This window comes from Alkalimarinus coralli (assembly GCF_023650515.1).
GTDB lineage: Bacteria > Pseudomonadota > Gammaproteobacteria > Pseudomonadales > Oleiphilaceae > Alkalimarinus > Alkalimarinus coralli.
Map to the genome: position 1 here is coordinate 1,140,001 of NZ_CP096016.1, position 18,471 is coordinate 1,158,471.

The following is an 18,471-nucleotide window of genomic DNA, read 5'->3' on the forward strand; positions in this document are numbered from 1 at the left end:
TAGGCGAAGCTCTTGATCGAAGCCCCGGTAAACGGCGGCCGTAACTATAACGGTCCTAAGGTAGCGAAATTCCTTGTCGGGTAAGTTCCGACCTGCACGAATGGTGTAACGATGGCCATGCTGTCTCCACCCGAGACTCAGTGAAATTGAAATCGCTGTTAAGATGCAGTGTATCCGCGGCTAGACGGAAAGACCCCGTGAACCTTTACTATAGCTTCACAGTGAACTTTGAGCCTACTTGTGTAGGATAGGTGGGAGGCTTTGAAACCCGGACGCTAGTTCGGGTGGAGCCATCCTTGAAATACCACCCTGGTATGTTTGAGGTTCTAACTCAGATCCGTAATCCGGATCGAGGACACTGTGTGGTGGGTAGTTTGACTGGGGCGGTCTCCTCCCAAAGAGTAACGGAGGAGCACGAAGGTGCGCTAAGCATGGTCGGACATCATGCGGTTAGTGTAATGGCATAAGCGCGCTTAACTGCGAGACAGACACGTCGAGCAGGTACGAAAGTAGGTCATAGTGATCCGGTGGTTCTGTATGGAAGGGCCATCGCTCAACGGATAAAAGGTACTCCGGGGATAACAGGCTGATACCGCCCAAGAGTTCACATCGACGGCGGTGTTTGGCACCTCGATGTCGGCTCATCACATCCTGGGGCTGAAGCCGGTCCCAAGGGTATGGCTGTTCGCCATTTAAAGTGGTACGCGAGCTGGGTTTAGAACGTCGTGAGACAGTTCGGTCCCTATCTGCCGTGGACGTTGGAAATTTGAGAAGAGTTGCTCCTAGTACGAGAGGACCGGAGTGAACGAACCTCTGGTGTTCGGGTTGTTACGCCAGTAGCATTGCCCGGTAGCTATGTTCGGACAGGATAACCGCTGAAAGCATCTAAGCGGGAAGCCCCCTTCAAGATAAGATTTCCCTGGAGCTTCGAGCTCCCTAAAGGGCCCTTAAAGACTATGAGGTTGATAGGCTGGGTGTGTAAGCGTTGTGAGGCGTTGAGCTAACCAGTACTAATTGCCCGTGAGGCTTGACTATATAACGCCCAAATAGTTTTGAGTCTCTCAATAGAGAGACTAAAAACAAACAGTATTACCGGATAATGTGATTATGATCCGAAATGTTAGAAGACTTAATTGCTTACTGAATGTTAAAGACATCGCAGAATTGATGTGGGTTGATTGAAACGATATAAGCCTGAAACTTATAGCTAAACAATCAGCCGACCAAGGTTTTGCCTGATGACAATAGCGAACTGGAACCACCTGATCCCATCCCGAACTCAGTCGTGAAACGGTTCAGCGCCGATGGTAGTGTGGGGTCTCCCCATGTGAGAGTAGGTCATCGTCAGGCATCTAAATACGAAACCCCAGCAGGGCAACTTGCTGGGGTTTTTTATTGCCTGGATGAAAGCGAAACTCCGGGTGCAAGTCAAAAGAGCGGATCGCAGCCTTGATGCAGCAAAGAAGCGGAATCAGGGGCAGTGGTTAATAATGAGTTTAAATGGGCTCAGTTAGCTTTTGCCAATAATAGATAGAAATATCAGCAGGGTTGGGCTGGTCGACTGCAAAAATAGCAATAACACCTGTAGCTCGACGCTGAAAAGCGAAATCAGGGTAACCCTCATTAACGCTACTCTCAACTAATGCATGTTGATGCACCAATAGACTGTTACGAAGCTCAGTAAAAGCAAAGCACCCAGTGAGATTCTAAAACCTGCACAAATGTGCTCTTATAGTAGTGGTACAAAAGTATAAAATAAAAGCTCTAACTTATTGAAATATAAGAAAGAGTTAACGGTTCTCATTTCCCGATAAGAATGCCTTATTACTTCTTCTGTGTGATAGCAATCACATTAGCCAACACCTGTTCATTGTATAGTTGCTTCGAGTTACAAATTATTACTAAAACAACAATAAGAAACACAAAAATAAAAAAGCAAGCGTAAGTATAAAAAAGCAAGAATAAAAATAAGTAAAAGAGCTAAAAATAAAGCCGAACACTTATCAATTTCAGAGACACAAAATGAGCAAGGTAGCTAACTTTAGTAAGCTATCTCCCTTAGCCTGCATGGCGATTGCCGCCATGGGTGCTTTTTCGTCTGCAGCAAATGCAGAGCTGAAGCCTATGGGAGATGTTGAGCTTAGCGAGCATGTTGGTCAGGCAATGATTGCATTTGACTCTACAGAAGGTGCAACGGCGGCAGACCCGTCAACCACAAGGTTTACTATGGGGTTGAATACTGAGTTTCAGGTCAATATTAATGATTTTGAGCTAGGTAACTACAGTACTGCTGATACGCTTACATCGGATGTCAATGTTGGCAATATGTCATACGGAAGCATTTCAACTGATGCATCTAAGGTGCAATTAGATGGTAAGACCTATGCTGTTGGGGATATTGTCCCTTTTGTAGCCAATGACCCTTATTTTGAAATAACCGAAAATTCAGCAGGTGAGCTTGTAGGCTTTCGAGTCGGCTTTAACGAAGCAAGAGGGCAGCTGTCGGGGGATTTCGAAAGCCTATCCGGAAATGTGGGAATGGAAGTTATTGATAACTCGGGGACGACTCATCAGGCGTCCTTGTTGGATCAAAACGGACTTGCTGACAATACCCGGTCTACCCACATCGGTATTGATGCTAATGCAAGTGGCAATACAGGGGCGGGTTGTACCGTTGCGACCTATTGCTACGATATGTCCCAGTTTAAAACCTTGGATATTGGTGAGCGCAATGCAGTGGATGGCAGTACCGATATGACAAAAGATTTTTTCATAGCAATTCAAAAAGAAAATGTAGCCTGGTCTACGTCTGCTGGAAGTATTACCGCTGAGGCCGGCGCGTTTATTAACTTGCCTACCTCTATGGTCATTGATGCTGCGACTATTACAGCCAATGGTGGTACATATGGGACAGAAAGAGTGAGAACGGAATACATAGATCGCGGTACAGGTCTTTTCTAGATCGTCCTTGTTAATAAAATATTTGAACGTGAATGATGAAGCCTCGGCATTGCCGAGGCTTTTGTCATTATAAGACATTAAACCATCCGTTCTGTAAATTGGCCCCGACCTACTGTAATATCTGCTTGTTTTTAATTGAATTAATATTTTGGGGACTTGATATCGTGCAATCAATATTATGGCATGACTATGAAACGTTTGGTGCTGACCCACAGAGGGATAGGCCGTGTCAGTTTGCAGGTATTAGAACCGATAATGACCTAAATATTATTGGTGACCCGATAACACTTTATTGCAAGCCCTCAGATGACATGCTACCTGTGCCAGAGGCCTGCTTAATTACCGGGATTACCCCGCAGGTGGCCAATGAATATGGTGTTAACGAGGTAGAGTTTATTAGTCGGATTCATCAAGAGATGTCTGTCCCAGGGACTTGTGTCGCAGGTTATAACAGCATTCGCTTTGATGACGAAGTAACCAGAAATACGCTTTATCGAAACTTTTTCGATCCTTACGCGAGGGAGTGGCAAAATGGAAACTCTCGTTGGGATATTATTGACATGGTAAGGCTTGCCTACGCTTTAAGGCCGGAAGGAATTAATTGGCCGTTAAAAGAAGATGGTACTCCTAGTTTTAGGTTGGAAGAGCTTACTCTAGCCAATGGCATTGAGCATGAAGCAGCCCATGATGCGATGTCAGACGTTTATGCAACTATTGCCATTGCCAAGCTAATTAAAGATAAGCAGCCAAAGCTATACGACTATGTTTATACTCATCGAGTTAAGCAGCAAGTTTCTTCATTGCTTGATGTGAGTTCTATGAAGCCGGTTTTCCACGTTTCATCACGTTTTCCTGCATCCATTGGGTGTTGCGCCTTAGTTGCGCCTGTTGCACCTCACCCTACAAATAGTAACGGTATCATTGTTTATGACCTGCGGTGTGACCCTACTGAGCTAAATCACTTAAGTGCTCAGGATATTAGAGATAGAATATTCACTAAAGCCTCAGACTTACCTGAAGGCGTCGAGCGGATTCCTTTAAAAACCATTCATATTAATAAATGCCCTGTTGTGGCGCCGGCAACAATGCTTAAGTCTCTGGACTCAGAAAAGCTGGAGAGGCTGAAACTGAATGGTGATGTGTTACGGGAAAACCTAAGTAAACTTAGGGCTATTAATGGACTAAAAGATAAGCTCTGCGAGGTTTTTTCTCAGTCAGAATTTGATGAAAGCTCTGACCCTGATTTAATGATATACAGTGGAGGATTTTTTTCGTCGAATGACAAAACTACGATGGAGAGAGTTAGGCAAGCGTCTGTGATTGAACTGGCAGAAGATGATTTTCACTTTGAAGACGCAAGGCTACCCGAAATGCTATTCAGGTACAAAGCTAGGAACTTCCGTGAAACCTTAACGAGTGACGAGCAGGAGCAGTGGGAGCGATTTCGTTACCAGCGCCTGACCGACAATAAACTTAGTTCAATCTGTTTTCAGGAGTATTTTGATCGGTTAGAAGTGTTGGCACAGGATGCCAACACTTCGGCTGAGAAGTTATCTATCATTGAAGATCTAAAATATTATGGTGAATCAATTATCCCGTATCTCTAATTTGTGTGGGCGCTTTGGGCAAACGGCTTTTTGAAGGACCATAACAAAGCTGGGGTTTTTAACTCCTCATATGCGCTCAGCGTATTTTGTTCATTTTTATCAGCGCCTGCCTTAATGTTTTTTCCTGTATTGTAGGCAAGCAGCTTTTTCCCCTGCGAGGTTACAAGAGCCTTATAAAAAGCAGTGAAGTTCTTGGGAGATAGTCTGTTAATCTCCTTTGAAAGCTTTTTCCTTGTATCAAACGAATAATTTTCCCGGTCAATTTCCCGCCAGAGTCGATCGCTCTTTTCTCCCAATGTATTGTCCTTCTCAAACAAACGCGACAAGAGGGCGGCTTTATGCTGGTCAAACTCTTTCTGGGAGATCGTTTCTAACTGCATCGTGTATTCATTTAAGAATTGCTGTGTCTCTTCTTCCAATTGACTCGCTGTCGCAACAGGGGACTGGACAATAAAACCGATTGCCGGTACTTCCAGAAAACTATAATTGGTAGCGAAAACAATATAGCCTAATTGGTTCTCTGTACGAATCCTTTCGTAATAAGGTGAAGATAGAATTTGGGAAAGGAGTAAAAAGCGAGCCTGCTCCTGATAGGATTTATCTTTTCCTTGAATATAAAGGGTGTAGCCTGTGTCTGGATGGTCTATGTCGAGCTCCACGCTATATGACTTGTTATCAGGTAAACGAGCTACTTTGCCTCGACTCACGTTAACTTTATTTGTCTCGCTACCGAGCAGCCAAGACTGGATAATGTTGGCTATGTTAAGGGAGCCTGCTCTGCTTATGTTGCCGGAAGATAAGGTGACTACTTCAAGCTCACTAACAAGTTTATCTTTAAAACTATCCAGCTCATTTAGAGATATGCTACTGATAGCTTGAAGTTTTTCTTTCTCAGTCCACTGGGGCTTGAGTAAATGTTTTCTTATTTCGGTTGTGGTTTGCTGGTAGGGCTTTTGCCTGGCTGCGTTCTCCAAGGATCTAACCATTTTTTCTTTATAAATATCAAATCTGTCTTGCTTAAGGCTTAAGGTTTTTACAGTCCTTAATATCTTTTCTAAAAGAAGGGGTTGTTTTTCACTATAGCCTCCGATTTTTATCGATATACCCCTAATATGGCTGTATAAATCGTAGCTTAGTCCTGCGAGGTAGGCTGGGTATGAGTATTCATTCAGCTCGTCTTTAATCATTGAGGCAAAGAGTGAGGTGAGTACGGCATGTTTGGCTGTGTTATTGGCAACTGGGGAACGTAAGTTAACATAGATATTGGCCTTTGGTGTGCCAAAGCTTGTGTCATAGTAGTGCCAAAGGGAGAATCCGTCTGACTCTTCAAGCAGTTCCGGTGAGGGCATCGCGGTTTCTTTGAGAATTTCAATATTCTCTGGGATGAACTGGTTTTTACCAGGTAGCTGGAGATAAGGTTTTGTTGCTGGAGCAAATGCGGCTTTTAATTCGGGCGAGATCTGACGGTAAGAGTAGGGGGCGTTATACCACTTGGTTTTTTTGTCGGTCTCAACTGATTTTGCCATTAAGGAAATTTGAACATTGTCTTGATTTAGTCGTTCTAGTATTTTTTTGTAACCGTCAGGGTCGAAAGAATCCATCAGATAACTTGCTTGCAGAACATCAGCGGTTTCGACCTGCTGTAACGTTGATGCCAGGCTGCTAACATAGTGCATAGGCTCGCTTTTTTCCTTGAACTCAAATGCCAGCGACAACATTTTTTTCTGCTCGTCGAAATAGCGTTTATCAATGCCTTGTTGGTTAATCAATTCGATATAGCTAAAGGTCTCTGCGACAATTTTTTTCCATTCGTTTAACCCTTTTGTCGTCAAGCGATAAGTAATGTTAAAGGTCGCTTCTGAGCCGGTATCTACACCGGTTCCAGCCGACAGGCTTTCCACCAGACCTTGCTGTTTAAGCGATGCAAACAGGCTCCCTTTACCTTCGTGGCCTATCAGGTTAGAAAGAACATAAGCAGGCTTACTTCGATAGTCTTTTTTGGTTGAAGGAATAGGAAAGGTCAAAGATAGCGTTCGTTTGTCCATGATGGGCGATACTTGCAGCAAAGAAGGAAGCGAACCCTCTTTGAACATCGGCATATCAAATTTGGGGGCACTCGTATTCTTATTGGGTATTTGAGAAAACTTTTCTGATACCCATGCTTCTAGCTGTGAGATAGGTTCCTTGCCGAGAACCACAAGCTTCATTTGGTTTGCTGAATAATGGCTATCATAAAATTCAATGAGAACATCTCGAATATCTTTGTTATTACGCGTAGATAATGTTGTAAGGTTACCGACTGAAAAGTTGTGATATGGGTGTTCAGGGTTGAGGGTTGCTTTTAGCGCTGAAAAGTAGATGCGTGAATCATCTTTCAGTTTTGCAGAGTACTCAGAGTGGACGGCGTTAATTTCACGATTAACGTATTTTGGCGTAAATGTAGGGGCTACAAATTGTTGAGAGAAGCGATCAAGTGCCGGTTCCAGCGAGTCCGCATTGATATTAAAGAAATAGTTAGTGTTATCGAATGATGTATAGGCATTGTGACTTCCACCATGCCTATTAATATAGGCTTGATAACTTCCTGCATGTGGATATTTTTTTGTTCCAAGAAACAACATATGTTCTAGAAAGTGTGCCAGCCCTTCATAGTTTTCTGGATCAGAACCACTGCCGACTTTAACGTCTAATGCAGCCGCTGCCTTGTCTGTGCTTTTGTCAGAAATCAGTAACACTTCAAGTTCATTGGGAAGCGTGATCGCTTTGTAAGCTCTGTCATCATTGGGGCTTTGAACTATTTGACTCGCCATCGCACTTTGATAAGCGAAAGCAAAAATTATAAAGCTAATAAAGAAACTGATTCTTTTCCTAATACACATACGTCATCTCACGTTTTATTGACGAAAAAGAGAGGGCTTTGTTACTGGCGTTTTAGTGCAGACCCTTTCCCGGAATAACTGCCGTCAGCGATTCTAGTGTTTCCGCCGCAATTCGCTGTGCATCATTCAGATTAATTGTATTGTCCCTAATCTGCTCCAGTGCCTGATTAGCAGTCTGAAGTTCTCTTTGAATAACGGCAGTTTGTTTATTAAACGCAGTGTCAATGGCGTCATAAACATCCTGAATACTCTTCTCTTTTTCGGCAGGGTTATTTGCTGCTTGATTTAATGCTCTCAAACAGGCTTTGGCGATTTGGATGTAGCGCTGATCTTGCTTGGATGCCATGAGTAAATCCTAATGATGGATAAAAGCTTATTATGGCAACTGCCAGGTAAATTTTCACGGATAGTTTAGTGAAAGATTAGTAATAATTTTAACGCCTTATAAAGGGGGCTGGAATACTCATTCTGAATGAAAAATAAACAGCGATTTTTATTGATATGAGTCAGCATAAGGCCTTACCCATATTGCTATAAAAACCATAGAGGGAAAGGATAATGTGGTGCCAATAAGTTCTCACTAAATCAATCAAACTGGACGAAAACAGAGGTTATGGCTATGGACAATAAGGATAAAAAAATCGCATTGGTAACAGGTGGCACAGGTGGCATTGGAACTGCCATATGTCAGCGGTTGGCAGCTGATGGTATGAAAGTAATCGCAACGTACAGCAGGGCAGAAAAGAAAGATCAGGCAGAGCAGTGGCGGTCTGAACAAATAGAACTAGGGTACGATGTCGAGTTGGTTTGTGTGAATGTGGCAGATTTTAACTCTTGCGAACTGGCTGCAGCAGACATTGCCAAGCGTATTGGGGATGTTGATGTTGTCGTCAATAATGCCGGGATTACCCGAGATTCCGTGATGAAAAAGATGGCCGTAGGACAGTGGGACTCAGTGCTTCAAACCAACCTGAATAGTGTGTTTAATATCACTAAGCAATTTCTTGATGGGATGATTGCAAGACAGTATGGCCGTGTGATCAACATCTCGTCAATAAACGCGCAAAAAGGGCAGTTTGGTCAGGTTAACTACTCTGCGGCCAAGGCCGGAATGCATGGTTTTACTAAAGCGTTGGCTCAGGAAGTTGCCAGGAAAGGGATTACGGTTAACACTATATCGCCTGGATATATTGCGACAAGCATGATCATGGCGATTGAGGAGAGCATAAGAGATAAAATTGAGGCGCAGATTCCTATCGGTCGATTTGGTCAACCAGAAGAAATTGCCCGAGTTGTTTCGTTTCTAGCGGATGAAGATGCTGGTTTTATTACAGGGTCAAATATTTCGGCTAATGGCGGCCAACACATGTTTTAGCCCTGCTGCTGACAAATAAGGAACTCTATAAAAGGAGTTCCTTATCTACTTTAAGCCACTGCCCTGAACCACTGCAGCAGAATTCATTTGGATAAATTCCTTTGTGTCAGTTTTGCCTGATTAGATCAAGGAATGCCTGTTTTTCCTTTTCAAACCCTTTGCGTAAGAGAATAGGTGTTGTTTCTCGGTTTCTTACCCCACCCATAATTTTTTTCAATGCTTGATCATCGAGCTCTTTGCTCACATTTAAATCGTGAATCGTTAAGGTTGACATACGTCCCTCCTCGCAGCAATTGTACCCTTCAGTAAGCTGGCAACAGCGATCCTGCATGGCTCCAACTGACGACATAATAAGTCAGCCAATCACCACTTTAAGTATAGTCAATTCTCGCGGTATTGTTATTTAAGAAATGAGTAGGCCAGTATGCCTAACAATAGTGATGATAAAAAACCTATCGTTAGCCAGGCCCAAGGGGGCAGGTTATGGGCGTGTTCTTCGGTAGATCCTTTTATGGTGTACTCTGATGTTTCTTCAGGTTGGGAGTAGAGTACCGTCTTGTCTACGTCGCCTTTGTCGCCTTTGTCGCCTTTGTCGCCTTTGTCGCCTTTGTCGCCTTTGTCGTCTTTGTCTTCTTTGTCTTCTTGGTTGCCTTTGTTACTGTCACTGGGCGCTGCCATTAGCACGGTCTGCTCAGCCAGTGAATTGTCATCGGTTTCAAATAGCTGTGTCTGGTCAATATCTGAAGGTTCTAGCAATGACGTGTTATCATCTAGAATAGTCTCATCGTTGCCTTCAATGTTAGGTTCCGAAGTGGGGGGGATTTGCGAGAACTCCGAATGAGTCGTGCTGTGAAGTTGGGTTATATCTTGCTCGTCATCTCTGAATACCGTGCTTTCCTCAGGTTCAACAGTGAGCTCTGCTGACGATGGCCCGAGTAATTCAAATGAGATTTTATCAAACATGATCTCGTCGCCAGGCCTGGCGAGAGCAGACTTTACCTTTTGCTGATTAATGAAGGTGCCGTTGGCCGAGTCTAAATCCAAAACTCTCAGCTGGTCACCTTCAATGGTCAACACTGCATGCTTTCTCGACAATAGCCCATCAAGAATAACCAGGTCGCAATCCGGGCTTCGTCCAACAGTGGTTTCTTCTTGAAGAGGAACGTGCTGACTGTTTAAGAGATCAGACTCCTTTTTTAAAGCCCAGTCGCCCGGACGGTACTTTTCTGGCTCTGATATCTCAATTTCAACAGATGCAAGCTTTATCCGATCCCACGGCTGTAGTTCTTTATTCCTTGAAATACGGCTGCCGTTAACGTAAGTACCGTTCTTGCTAAGTAAATCTGAGAGCGTTATGCGGTTTTCTTCTATCGAGAGTTCAGCATGAAAGTCGGACACGCCGGGTTCGTCAATGACGATATCATTGCTTTTATCATGGCCCAGTGAAAGGGTGCCTCCGGTTATTTTGGCTGGAGGCTTGTCTATGTTGAGAAACTGTAATAACAACATATTGATACCTTATCGGATAGCTATTTAAACGCTTCTTATGTCGTCGATAAAAGTACAAACAAGCAGACTAATAGCAACAACAGCGAAGCGAAAAGCACAATGTTTCGAACTATCTTTTTTCCTTCAGATTTACCTGTTCTATCGCCCCCTTTTTGTGATCGTTTATTTATTGCGAAAGCCGTCTGGCTGGAGGTGTTGTCATGGAGGGGAGCGTGATCGTGAGGTATTGTTTGATCATCGGTAGGGTTCTGTGCTGTTTGAGTGCCTAAGTACGAAATGAGCAATACGCTAATGTTGTCTCTTCCTCCATGACTCAATGCTGCGTCAATTAGCAAGTCTGCGATGTCTTGGGCGGGTAGGCTTCGGCTAACAATATTATCAATTTCACTGTCCTTTAACTCACCATGCAGCCCATCGCTGCACAGCAGGATTTTTTGCCCTTGACGCCATTGACCGGTACGGACATCAACCTTAATCTCTTTGTTGACCATGCCCAATGCCTGCACAATGACATTCGACTTGGGGTGCCCCCACGACGCATCAGCAGAGAGCTCTCCGTTATTCACGAGCTGCTGTACATAGGAGTGATCTTGAGTTAGGCGAGTGAGTGATTTATCCCAAATGTAGGCTCGGCTGTCGCCTACCCAGGCGACTTCATAACTCGATTGATCGTTACACTTGAGCGCAACGATTGTTGAGCCCATTCCAGTAAGCTCTTGATTGTTTTCTGCAGCCTTAATAATCGATTTGTGAGCGGCTAATATTGATTCGGTTAAAGGCCGGTTACGTTTAATGCTGGATACAACTTCCTGTACTGCAATACGGCTTGCGACTTCGCCTCCTTTGGCGCCACCCATCCCATCAGCGACAACCCATAGCCCTATTTCTGGGGCTGACTTATAGTTATCTTCGTTCTGTTTCCTTTTCTTACCAACATTCGTCCCACCACCAAAACTGAATCTGGACATATGGTGTGCCTCAAGTACGCCATGAAGCAAAGTGGGGTTGGTAAACTGTTGCAACGGCGCTGCTTCTAAATATGTTAAAACGTCAACCTGGCTCCAAAGGTAAAGATAGTATTGTCTACGTTGTCTAAACCGACAGGGGTTTCAACATCAAAATAAGCCTGACCATCCCTGTATACTGTTGTGAAACCTAAACCAACAGTGAAAAAATCTTCATCAGGTTCGTCTGTATTGAGTGTATAGGTCGTATTAAGCGGGTCGAATACATATTGAAATGATAGCGCTCTGGAATCATTCTTAAACTCATGGTGCCAGTCTGCTCTGGCGTAAGGAATAAACACTCCCCAGCTGGTGCTGGAGTTATAGGCTGCTTTGCCTCCGATGACCGTTTGCAATGAGTCAACTGACTGGTCAGACACAGCCATGTTAAGCTCTGGGCTGGCACCGCCGGTTTCCGAATATCCGTCTACTTCCACGTCGAGGTAGCGCAGCTGGGCATAGGGAGTATAGTCCATTGACCCTTGATTGATGGTGTACCCTGAACCCACATAAAAATTTATCTGGTCTCCATCTGTGCTGCCGCTAGCGGTTGAATTGACACTTGCAACAGCAGGGTTATTTGAACTGTATACGATGGAGCGCTTGGAATCGTAATCATAAATGCCATAGCCGAGTGAGCTATCGATATACAGATTGTTGATATAGTAGGTTCCGTATAGCGTGAAGTTGTATCCGTCTACATCCTGAGAGCCACCATTGTTGTCGAAGTCAGCCTCTGCGTCTGTATAACCAAGCGCAACACCGCCCACCAAGGTGTTAGTAAATCGATAGTCGATTCCAGCGGTTAGGCCTAGACTATCAATATCAAAGCCTGTCTGCCTGCCGGTTGCGTCGCGTTCCCCGGTAGAGTAGACCCCACTGATGAACACACCCCAAGGGCCAAATGCATCACCGGCGCTGCCCCCAGTCGGCGCATTGTTCAGCTCGGCAAAACTAAATTCATCATCACCAGACTGGAGTTGAAGTCCACTCAAGCTGACTCCACTGGCTCCTGCATGAATGTCAGAAAATCGCGTCTGAATATTGGAAAGCTGTTCATTTGACGTACGCGTAGCCCAGTCTCCTTGAGCACCGACCTCTTCATCCGCAAGTTGCCCCATGGCGTCGCCTAGTTCTTCTTGAGTTAAACTTAGCGAATTACCCGTGCCTGGTGTCCCGGTTATTTCATTTGAAGTATTGACCATCTCTCTGCAACGAAAAAAAAGTTGTTGTTCATTACCGCTGAGCTGGCCGTTACTGTTAAGAGCGCCTAACTGTGGACAGACAACATCAATTGCACCTGCCATTGAATTTTGAACTTCGTTGCCGAAATCTATAGTGCCCAGACTGGTAGCCAAAACATTTGGGCTTATCAAAAGAGCAATTGCCGAGCAGTGATAGAGGGAATTTTTACGTTTTAGATCAGTTGGTTGCGAATCGGTTTGTAGGTTCATCGTATTTCCCCTTAGGGTGTTATTAAGAAATAACTTACGAATGCGTTAATGAGAGTTTATATAGTTAACAGACTCACTATTTGCAAGAAAAATGGTTAAATAATGATCACCTTCTAAGATGTAAATTAAGTGACTAAACATCGGGTGAGTATGATGGGTAAGCATGAAGAACTGGAAATGATCCTTTCCCGGCATCAGCGATGGCTTGAGTCTGAAGAGCGCGATGGTAGTCGAGCCGACTTGTCGGGTGCATCACTCGATGGTGCAAATCTAGTGGGTAAAACACTGAGTGGCGTCGATTTCTCAGGGGCGTCGTTAGTGGGGGCTGATTTATCAGGTGCTCGATTGGTTCACGCGAAGTTCACTGGAGCCGATTTGGCGGGGGTTAATTTATCAAAAGCAGACCTGCTGTTGGCAGACTTTACCGGCGCTAATTTGAAAGGGGCTAACCTGACGGATGCAACCCCCAACCTGGATACTGCGCTGGTTAGAACCCGAAGAGGGCCTAGATTCAAAGATTCGGATTTGACCGGGGCAAATTTATCAGGGGCGTACTGCTATATTTCTGACTTCTCTGGCGCAAAACTTACAGATTGCCTGTTTAATAAAAGTTATCTGGTAAGAGCAAACCTTTCACATTTGGATCTTCAACATAACCCGTTCAATATGGCGGTGCTGTCAAAGGCAGATCTAAGTTATGCGAACCTGCAGCATGCCGACTTCACTCACTCTGTGTTAGATCATGCAAATTTAAGCTATACCACATTGAGCCAGGCTTCGTTGAAGGGCGCAAACCTGAAAGGAGCCAATCTGGATAATGCGCAGGTGGAAGGCATTCAATATGACCGAAAAGGAATTTATCGCGGATCACGTGTAGCCACATGTTATGGCAGTAGCCGTTTTAGACGATTCGCACAAGATCAGGACTTTATTGAAGAGTTCCGCGAGGCCCACCCAGTCTATTACGGCTTTTGGCTCGCGCTGACAGACTGTGGGCGATCAATGACCCGTGTAGTCAGCTGGTCAATTGGTTTTGCAATATTATTTGGCTGCATATTTTATTCATTAGGCGAATCGGCGTTTGACATAGCTAACCAAACCACACTCCCTTGGAGCCTGTTCACGATGGTCTACTACAGTGTTGTAACGTTTACTACGCTGGGTTTTGGCGACATTACGCCGACAACGCCGCTGTCTGCAGCAGTGGTCATGATCGAAGTGGTCGTTGGCTACTTGATGTTGGGCATACTTATTTCAATTTTGGCTGACAAAGTGGCGAGGCGAAGCTAACCGGTTGCCGATGCCGACCGATTGATGGAACTAATGCAGTATCAGTATCTAGCTCGTCAGAAATCTGTGGCAGAGCAAGCCAAAAAATAGTTGGGCATGGCTGACAGTTACCGGGTTTTTGTTTGTTTATACGTAACAGTTTTCAAAAAATTCCTGCAATAAGAAAATAGTCTAATCGTTAGTTGTGTGTATCCTTCCTTTTGCAACTAGGCTATAGCCTATAGGAATCAGGCGATTTCAAAATACTTGGTGAACGTGAATATCTGGTGGCACTGCATTTGCTCAAGCTAATGCAATTCCTGCTTTGTTAAAGCAGTTGCTACTAAATTACAACCAGGTCGCTGTTCATGAAAACACTGCACTTAGTCATCTCTGAGTTGTCAGCACTCAGACATATCTTTCGCCTAGGGCAAATGAGCCTCATTACACTTTTGGCTGCTTGTGCCTCTCCCTATCAACCTGAGTACACTCAACCGGCTGTGCCTGAGAAAGAAGCGTGGAAAGCAAGTATTCCTGACTCACAGGATGTTATCAGGCCAGACTGGTGGGCGGGCTTTGAGGACGCATACCTAAACCAACTTGTTGATCAAGCGGTAGCAGGTGACTATGACTTGAAATTACTCGCAACAAGAATAGAAATTGCAGCAGCGGCGGCAGGTGTTGAGCGTGCCAATGCGCTTCCTAAATTCTCACCTGATGCAAGTAAGCGGTTTCAGCGTGACCCAACAGGAGACAGCGACACTTACTCTCTGAGTTTCAGCTCAAGCTGGGAGCTTGATGTATGGGGGCGTGTGCAAAAAGGTATCGAATCTAAAGAGTCCGAGTTCCGAGCCACGGAAGCTGATTGGGTGGCAGGTTACCTCAAGCTGGTTGCCGATGTTTCCAGTAAGTACTTTGAGATTAGAAAGCTTGATAGACAGATTGAGCAACAGAAAAAATCCATTGAACAGAACGATAAAATCTTGGCCATCTACCAATTTCAAATTGCTGAAGGGTTAGTGTCGAAGTCCAAAGTATTACAGCAAGAAGCCGAAGCGTTTAGCAAGCATAAAGAGTTGTTGGAGTTTAAACGGCAGCGGGATGTCGCAGAGAATCAACTGGCCACGTTGTTGGGTGTGCCATCAGGGGAGTTTAACGTACCTACCGATGTGACTCAAAACGAGATTGTGATACCCGCAGTGCCGGTTGGCTTGCCGTCAACGCTTCTATCAAGGCGACCAGATATTATCGCTCAGGAATACCGGGTACTGGCGGCTTATCAATTATTGGGGCAGGCGAAACTGGAAAAACTGCCCAAGTTCAGTTTAACCGCCGATGGGGGTGTTTCGAGTAATACGCTAAGTCAACTATTGAATAAGTGGTCGTTGGGCTTGGCTCCTTCAGTTTCGATCCCGATTTTTGATAAATCTATCAGCGCCAATATCAGAAGTAACGAGGCTCAGGTAAAGCTGGCGGAAGATCAATACCGACAAACCGTGATCAAGGCTTTTGAAGAGGTCGAGACCACACTGGTTAATATTGCGTCACGAAAAGAGCAACGCAATAGCTTGTTACTGCAGGTCGAAAATCTGGAAGTGGTCAATCGAAATACCAATACACAATTGAAAGAAGGGCTGGTGTCCCAGCTAGAGGTTTTTGAAGTTGAAAGAACACTTTTATCGGCAAAACAGAGTGTATTAGATGTTGATCAGCAAATTCTGGCTGACACCGTGAAGCTTTATAAAGCGTTAGGAGGGGGCTGGTCCGAAACTGACATTCGCTAGCCAATTTCAAACCACCATTTCTTGATACTCAAATGAGTGAAAGAAAATGAACTTATATTTAAAACCTGTTGGTGAGCTGGATATAGAAGATATACATATTCAGGATCATTTGTTCGCAGTCGGGCGGAAAGAGCCACCGTTTAGTGCTTGCGGAGATGCGTCTGTCGCCAAGCTATCAAGAAAGCACGCCCGTATCTTCGAAGAGAATGGGAAGGTTTATGTTGTTGATCTGGGTAGCATGAATGGGACTAAACTCAACGGCCATTCGGTGTCAGGTGAACCTCAAACATTGGCACACGGAGATCGGGTCGAGTTTGCCGGAATGGCATTCACGGTTGAGATCGAAGGGCAAACAAACGAGCCTGATGAAGCGGTGAATGATGATATCGCTGTGGTATTGACACCTGAAAATGAGCGTGATGGAAAACCTATATTGGTGACTGACTTTCCATTTCTTGTCAGCAAATCAGAAGGTGTGTTTTACGACAACAAGGCACGGTTTTCATCCGTATTTAAATATATATCAAGACGACATGCCTACCTGTTTTTGAAAGAGGGGCGCATTTTCCTTGAAGACCTCAATAGTACTAATGGAACGTTCAAGGGCGATACAAAGCTTGAAGATGAGCCTGTGGAATTAATTAGCGGGGACAGCATTGCATTTGGCAATGGCCAACTCAGGTTTAACGTAAAGCTGGTACAGCCTGATAAACAACTTACAGATAGCCCCAGTTTAGCCGCAGTGCAGAGCGAAGATAAAGATGTAACCTCAGTGCACGAAGATCAGGGTATTGCGCCTAAAGATGATGCTGAATCTGCATCGACTTCGGGTTCGATATCGAAGCAAAGTTCTATTGCCAATCAAGACGCGCAAGGTGATATTTCGAGATCACAATTTAGTGACTTTGATGTTGAACCGGGCACGATACTAGTGGATAAGGCGAGCCCATTTCTTGATATTTTTTGCGCAGAGGGCCAACAGAATGAGCCGTCGGAAGATGCTGAAAATGCAGCCGAAAGTCATCCTGCTGAGCCAGCATCAGGCGGGGAAAAATCAACATTTTGGTGCCGCCTATCGATATTTTTCTTTGAGTTAACGTCGGCGTTAAAAGGGGATGGTTCGGGAGGGGCAGAATCGTCCCGTTCGAAGAGCAAAAAAGAGTTTGTTATCGGTCTTTTAGTGATTTCAGGTGCTGCGGTGCTGATTACGATTCTGCTAACCCGAGAATCCGCTGAGCGGGATATTCAACGGCTGATTGCCGAAGGGCAGTTTCAGCAGGCTGCCACCATCGCAAACCAATACCTTGAAGACAATCCTGAAGATCAGTTTGTCATTCCTCTAGCATACGAAGCCCTGTTAAGGTCAGTCATTCCTGAATGGCAGCACTTGTTAGACGAAGGCCGGTTTGACGACTCTGAAAGGCGGCTTGAGCAAGCCATTAGAGACAACCCTCACAATCGCTATGGTGTACAGGCGTTACGGTTACTTCAATTAGTGGGGGATTATGAGAGGTTCTTTTTCAGTAGGAATGGTCAGCCACTTACTCATATGTATGAGACGGAAGAGCAGATTAGTTCACTCATATCAACATGGGATGCCGATGCGGACAAGTATCGGCAAATTATGAATCGGGTATCCGCTTCTGTCGATCAGTTTAAAAAACGTCACACTCTGTTTTATAGCCAACTAAGGGCGTTACGCTCAGAGCATGATCTATATAGCGGCCCCATCAGAGCCCTCACCCAAAAAGTCACAACCTATCTTGATGCTGCGGATGCAGAAAAACTAAAAACAGAAATTAATCGCTTTATTGAAAAATACCCGGACTTAGGTGGTGTGGCAGAGCTGAGAAGTGACCTCAACAGCTACCTTTTGATTAAAGCGGCGGCTGACAAAGGTGATCCTATCGCGTTAAAGGAGTTGGCTGATCACCTTGGTTTTAACACCCCGCCGTTTAAGCAGAAAGTACAGTCGTTACTGGTAAATATTCCAACGGATGAGTTTATTCAACAAATTAGACAAGCAGACAAATTGTGGGCGGACGGAGAGCTGAGTCAAGCGATCGAGAGGCTACAGGCACTCAATGACAAATCCGAAACGCAGCTGGTTAGCACCTTGATTGAGCGCTATCAGAACATTTTGACGCACTGGAAGGGAATGGGGGGAGAGGGAGGCAACTATACACAAAGCCAGCTTATTGAAATTTACCCCCTTTTAGAGAAGCAAAAAGATGTGTATTTGTGGTCGCTACTTGAGAGTCAATTTAAGTTAATTGAGTCAACGATCATTGAGCAGGCGGACAAACACTATGAACTGGCTCGTGATAACTGGGCCAGATACCTGGACAACGGCGGAATATGGGGCGCACTGAGGCTGGAAACTGATATATCTTCGACCTACCGAACTCAGGCCAAGCTGCTCTCTGATGCATACAACGAAGTGTCGAAAGGGGCTGCGTTATTGGCCTCAATGGATATACCCAAAGATCAGCCCTTGGCCGCGTTTGAAGACCAGGTAAAAGGCGAAGCCAAAAGGCAGCGAAAGTGGATTAATGACCTGCACTTAGTACTTGATCAAAAAATACGTGATGAGAAAGTCAGCCAGCTTCCACAAGAAGGGGGGGAGTGA

General features: G+C 44.8%; 12 protein-coding genes and 2 rRNA genes (1 of these 14 only partly in view). 8 read left to right on the forward strand and 6 right to left on the reverse strand.

The genetic code is table 11. The features are described from left to right. From MY523_RS05055 to sbcB, 4 genes are all read left to right on the forward strand, one after another. Positions 1-1,035, forward strand: a 23S ribosomal RNA gene (locus MY523_RS05055); it begins 1,858 nt to the left of the window's first position. 199 nt (positions 1,036-1,234) lie between these two features. After that, positions 1,235-1,350: ribosomal RNA gene (gene rrf / locus MY523_RS05060) — 5S ribosomal RNA — on the forward strand. A 672-nt stretch (positions 1,351-2,022) separates the two neighbouring features. After that, positions 2,023-2,961, forward strand: a complete 939-nt coding sequence (locus MY523_RS05065) for a hypothetical protein (RefSeq protein WP_250657716.1) — start codon at positions 2,023-2,025, stop codon at positions 2,959-2,961. A gap of 164 nt (positions 2,962-3,125) precedes the next feature. Further along, complete coding sequence (gene sbcB / locus MY523_RS05070) at positions 3,126-4,568, forward strand: exodeoxyribonuclease I (RefSeq protein WP_250657717.1); 1,443 nt, start codon at positions 3,126-3,128, stop codon at positions 4,566-4,568. On the opposite strand, the gene MY523_RS05075 is transcribed toward sbcB, so the two are convergent. Together MY523_RS05075 and MY523_RS05080 are read right to left on the reverse strand one after the other, a co-directional pair. Continuing rightward, positions 4,565-7,378 (reverse strand): insulinase family protein, encoded by a 2,814-nt coding sequence (locus MY523_RS05075; protein WP_250657718.1) that lies wholly within the window; start codon positions 7,376-7,378, stop codon positions 4,565-4,567. The two genes, sbcB and MY523_RS05075, sit on opposite strands and share 4 nt — an antisense overlap. Positions 7,379-7,499: 121 nt before the next feature. Beyond that, positions 7,500-7,793, reverse strand: a complete 294-nt coding sequence (locus tag MY523_RS05080) for a hypothetical protein (RefSeq protein ID WP_250657719.1) — start codon at positions 7,791-7,793, stop codon at positions 7,500-7,502. A gap of 273 nt (positions 7,794-8,066) precedes the next feature. Here MY523_RS05080 and phbB point away from each other — a divergent pair, with 273 nt between their 5' ends. Next, positions 8,067-8,822: an acetoacetyl-CoA reductase gene (gene phbB, locus MY523_RS05085; protein ID WP_250657720.1), complete on the forward strand. Its 756-nt coding sequence runs from the start codon at positions 8,067-8,069 to the stop codon at positions 8,820-8,822. Between the two features lie 106 nt (positions 8,823-8,928). Here phbB and MY523_RS05090 read toward each other — a convergent pair whose 3' ends face one another. From MY523_RS05090 to MY523_RS05105, 4 genes are all read right to left on the reverse strand, one after another. Then, on the reverse strand, positions 8,929-9,096 hold the full coding sequence (locus tag MY523_RS05090; protein ID WP_250657721.1) for a hypothetical protein: 168 nt from the start codon (positions 9,094-9,096) through the stop codon (positions 8,929-8,931). A gap of 125 nt (positions 9,097-9,221) precedes the next feature. Then, positions 9,222-10,331, reverse strand: a complete 1,110-nt coding sequence (locus MY523_RS05095; RefSeq protein ID WP_250657722.1) for an FHA domain-containing protein — start codon at positions 10,329-10,331, stop codon at positions 9,222-9,224. Between the two features lie 35 nt (positions 10,332-10,366). Beyond that, entirely contained in the window at positions 10,367-11,299 is a 933-nt protein-coding gene (locus tag MY523_RS05100; RefSeq protein ID WP_250657723.1) for a PP2C family protein-serine/threonine phosphatase, read from the reverse strand. Between the two features lie 74 nt (positions 11,300-11,373). Beyond that, entirely contained in the window at positions 11,374-12,789 is a 1,416-nt protein-coding gene (locus MY523_RS05105) for an autotransporter outer membrane beta-barrel domain-containing protein (RefSeq protein WP_250657724.1), read from the reverse strand. Between the two features lie 150 nt (positions 12,790-12,939). Between MY523_RS05105 and MY523_RS05110 the strand changes: the two genes are divergently transcribed. The 3 genes from MY523_RS05110 to MY523_RS05120 all read left to right on the forward strand — a co-directional run bounded on the left by MY523_RS05110 (position 12,940) and on the right by MY523_RS05120 (position 18,471). Next, a complete protein-coding gene (locus MY523_RS05110) occupies positions 12,940-14,079 on the forward strand; it encodes a pentapeptide repeat-containing protein (protein ID WP_250657725.1) in 1,140 nt (379 codons plus the stop codon). 347 nt (positions 14,080-14,426) lie between these two features. Further along, positions 14,427-15,842, forward strand: a complete 1,416-nt coding sequence (locus MY523_RS05115) for an efflux transporter outer membrane subunit (protein WP_250657726.1) — start codon at positions 14,427-14,429, stop codon at positions 15,840-15,842. 46 nt (positions 15,843-15,888) lie between these two features. Continuing rightward, the gene (locus MY523_RS05120) at positions 15,889-18,471 is read left to right on the forward strand and encodes an FHA domain-containing protein (protein WP_250657727.1); all 2,583 of its coding nucleotides are present in this window, start codon (positions 15,889-15,891) and stop codon (positions 18,469-18,471) included.

Coding starts and splice junctions, on each gene's coding strand:
- MY523_RS05115 (WP_250657726.1), top strand. CDS start 14,427: ATGAAAACACTGCACTTAGTCATCTCTGAGTTGTCAGCACTCAGACAT.
- MY523_RS05095 (WP_250657722.1), bottom strand. CDS start 10,331: ATGTTGTTATTACAGTTTCTCAACATAGACAAGCCTCCAGCCAAAATA.
- MY523_RS05080 (WP_250657719.1), bottom strand. CDS start 7,793: ATGGCATCCAAGCAAGATCAGCGCTACATCCAAATCGCCAAAGCCTGT.
- MY523_RS05105 (WP_250657724.1), bottom strand. CDS start 12,789: ATGAACCTACAAACCGATTCGCAACCAACTGATCTAAAACGTAAAAAT.
- MY523_RS05110 (WP_250657725.1), top strand. CDS start 12,940: ATGATGGGTAAGCATGAAGAACTGGAAATGATCCTTTCCCGGCATCAG.
- MY523_RS05120 (WP_250657727.1), top strand. CDS start 15,889: ATGAACTTATATTTAAAACCTGTTGGTGAGCTGGATATAGAAGATATA.
- MY523_RS05090 (WP_250657721.1), bottom strand. CDS start 9,096: ATGTCAACCTTAACGATTCACGATTTAAATGTGAGCAAAGAGCTCGAT.
- MY523_RS05100 (WP_250657723.1), bottom strand. CDS start 11,299: ATGTCCAGATTCAGTTTTGGTGGTGGGACGAATGTTGGTAAGAAAAGG.
- MY523_RS05065 (WP_250657716.1), top strand. CDS start 2,023: ATGAGCAAGGTAGCTAACTTTAGTAAGCTATCTCCCTTAGCCTGCATG.
- phbB (WP_250657720.1), top strand. CDS start 8,067: ATGGACAATAAGGATAAAAAAATCGCATTGGTAACAGGTGGCACAGGT.
- MY523_RS05075 (WP_250657718.1), bottom strand. CDS start 7,378: ATGGCGAGTCAAATAGTTCAAAGCCCCAATGATGACAGAGCTTACAAA.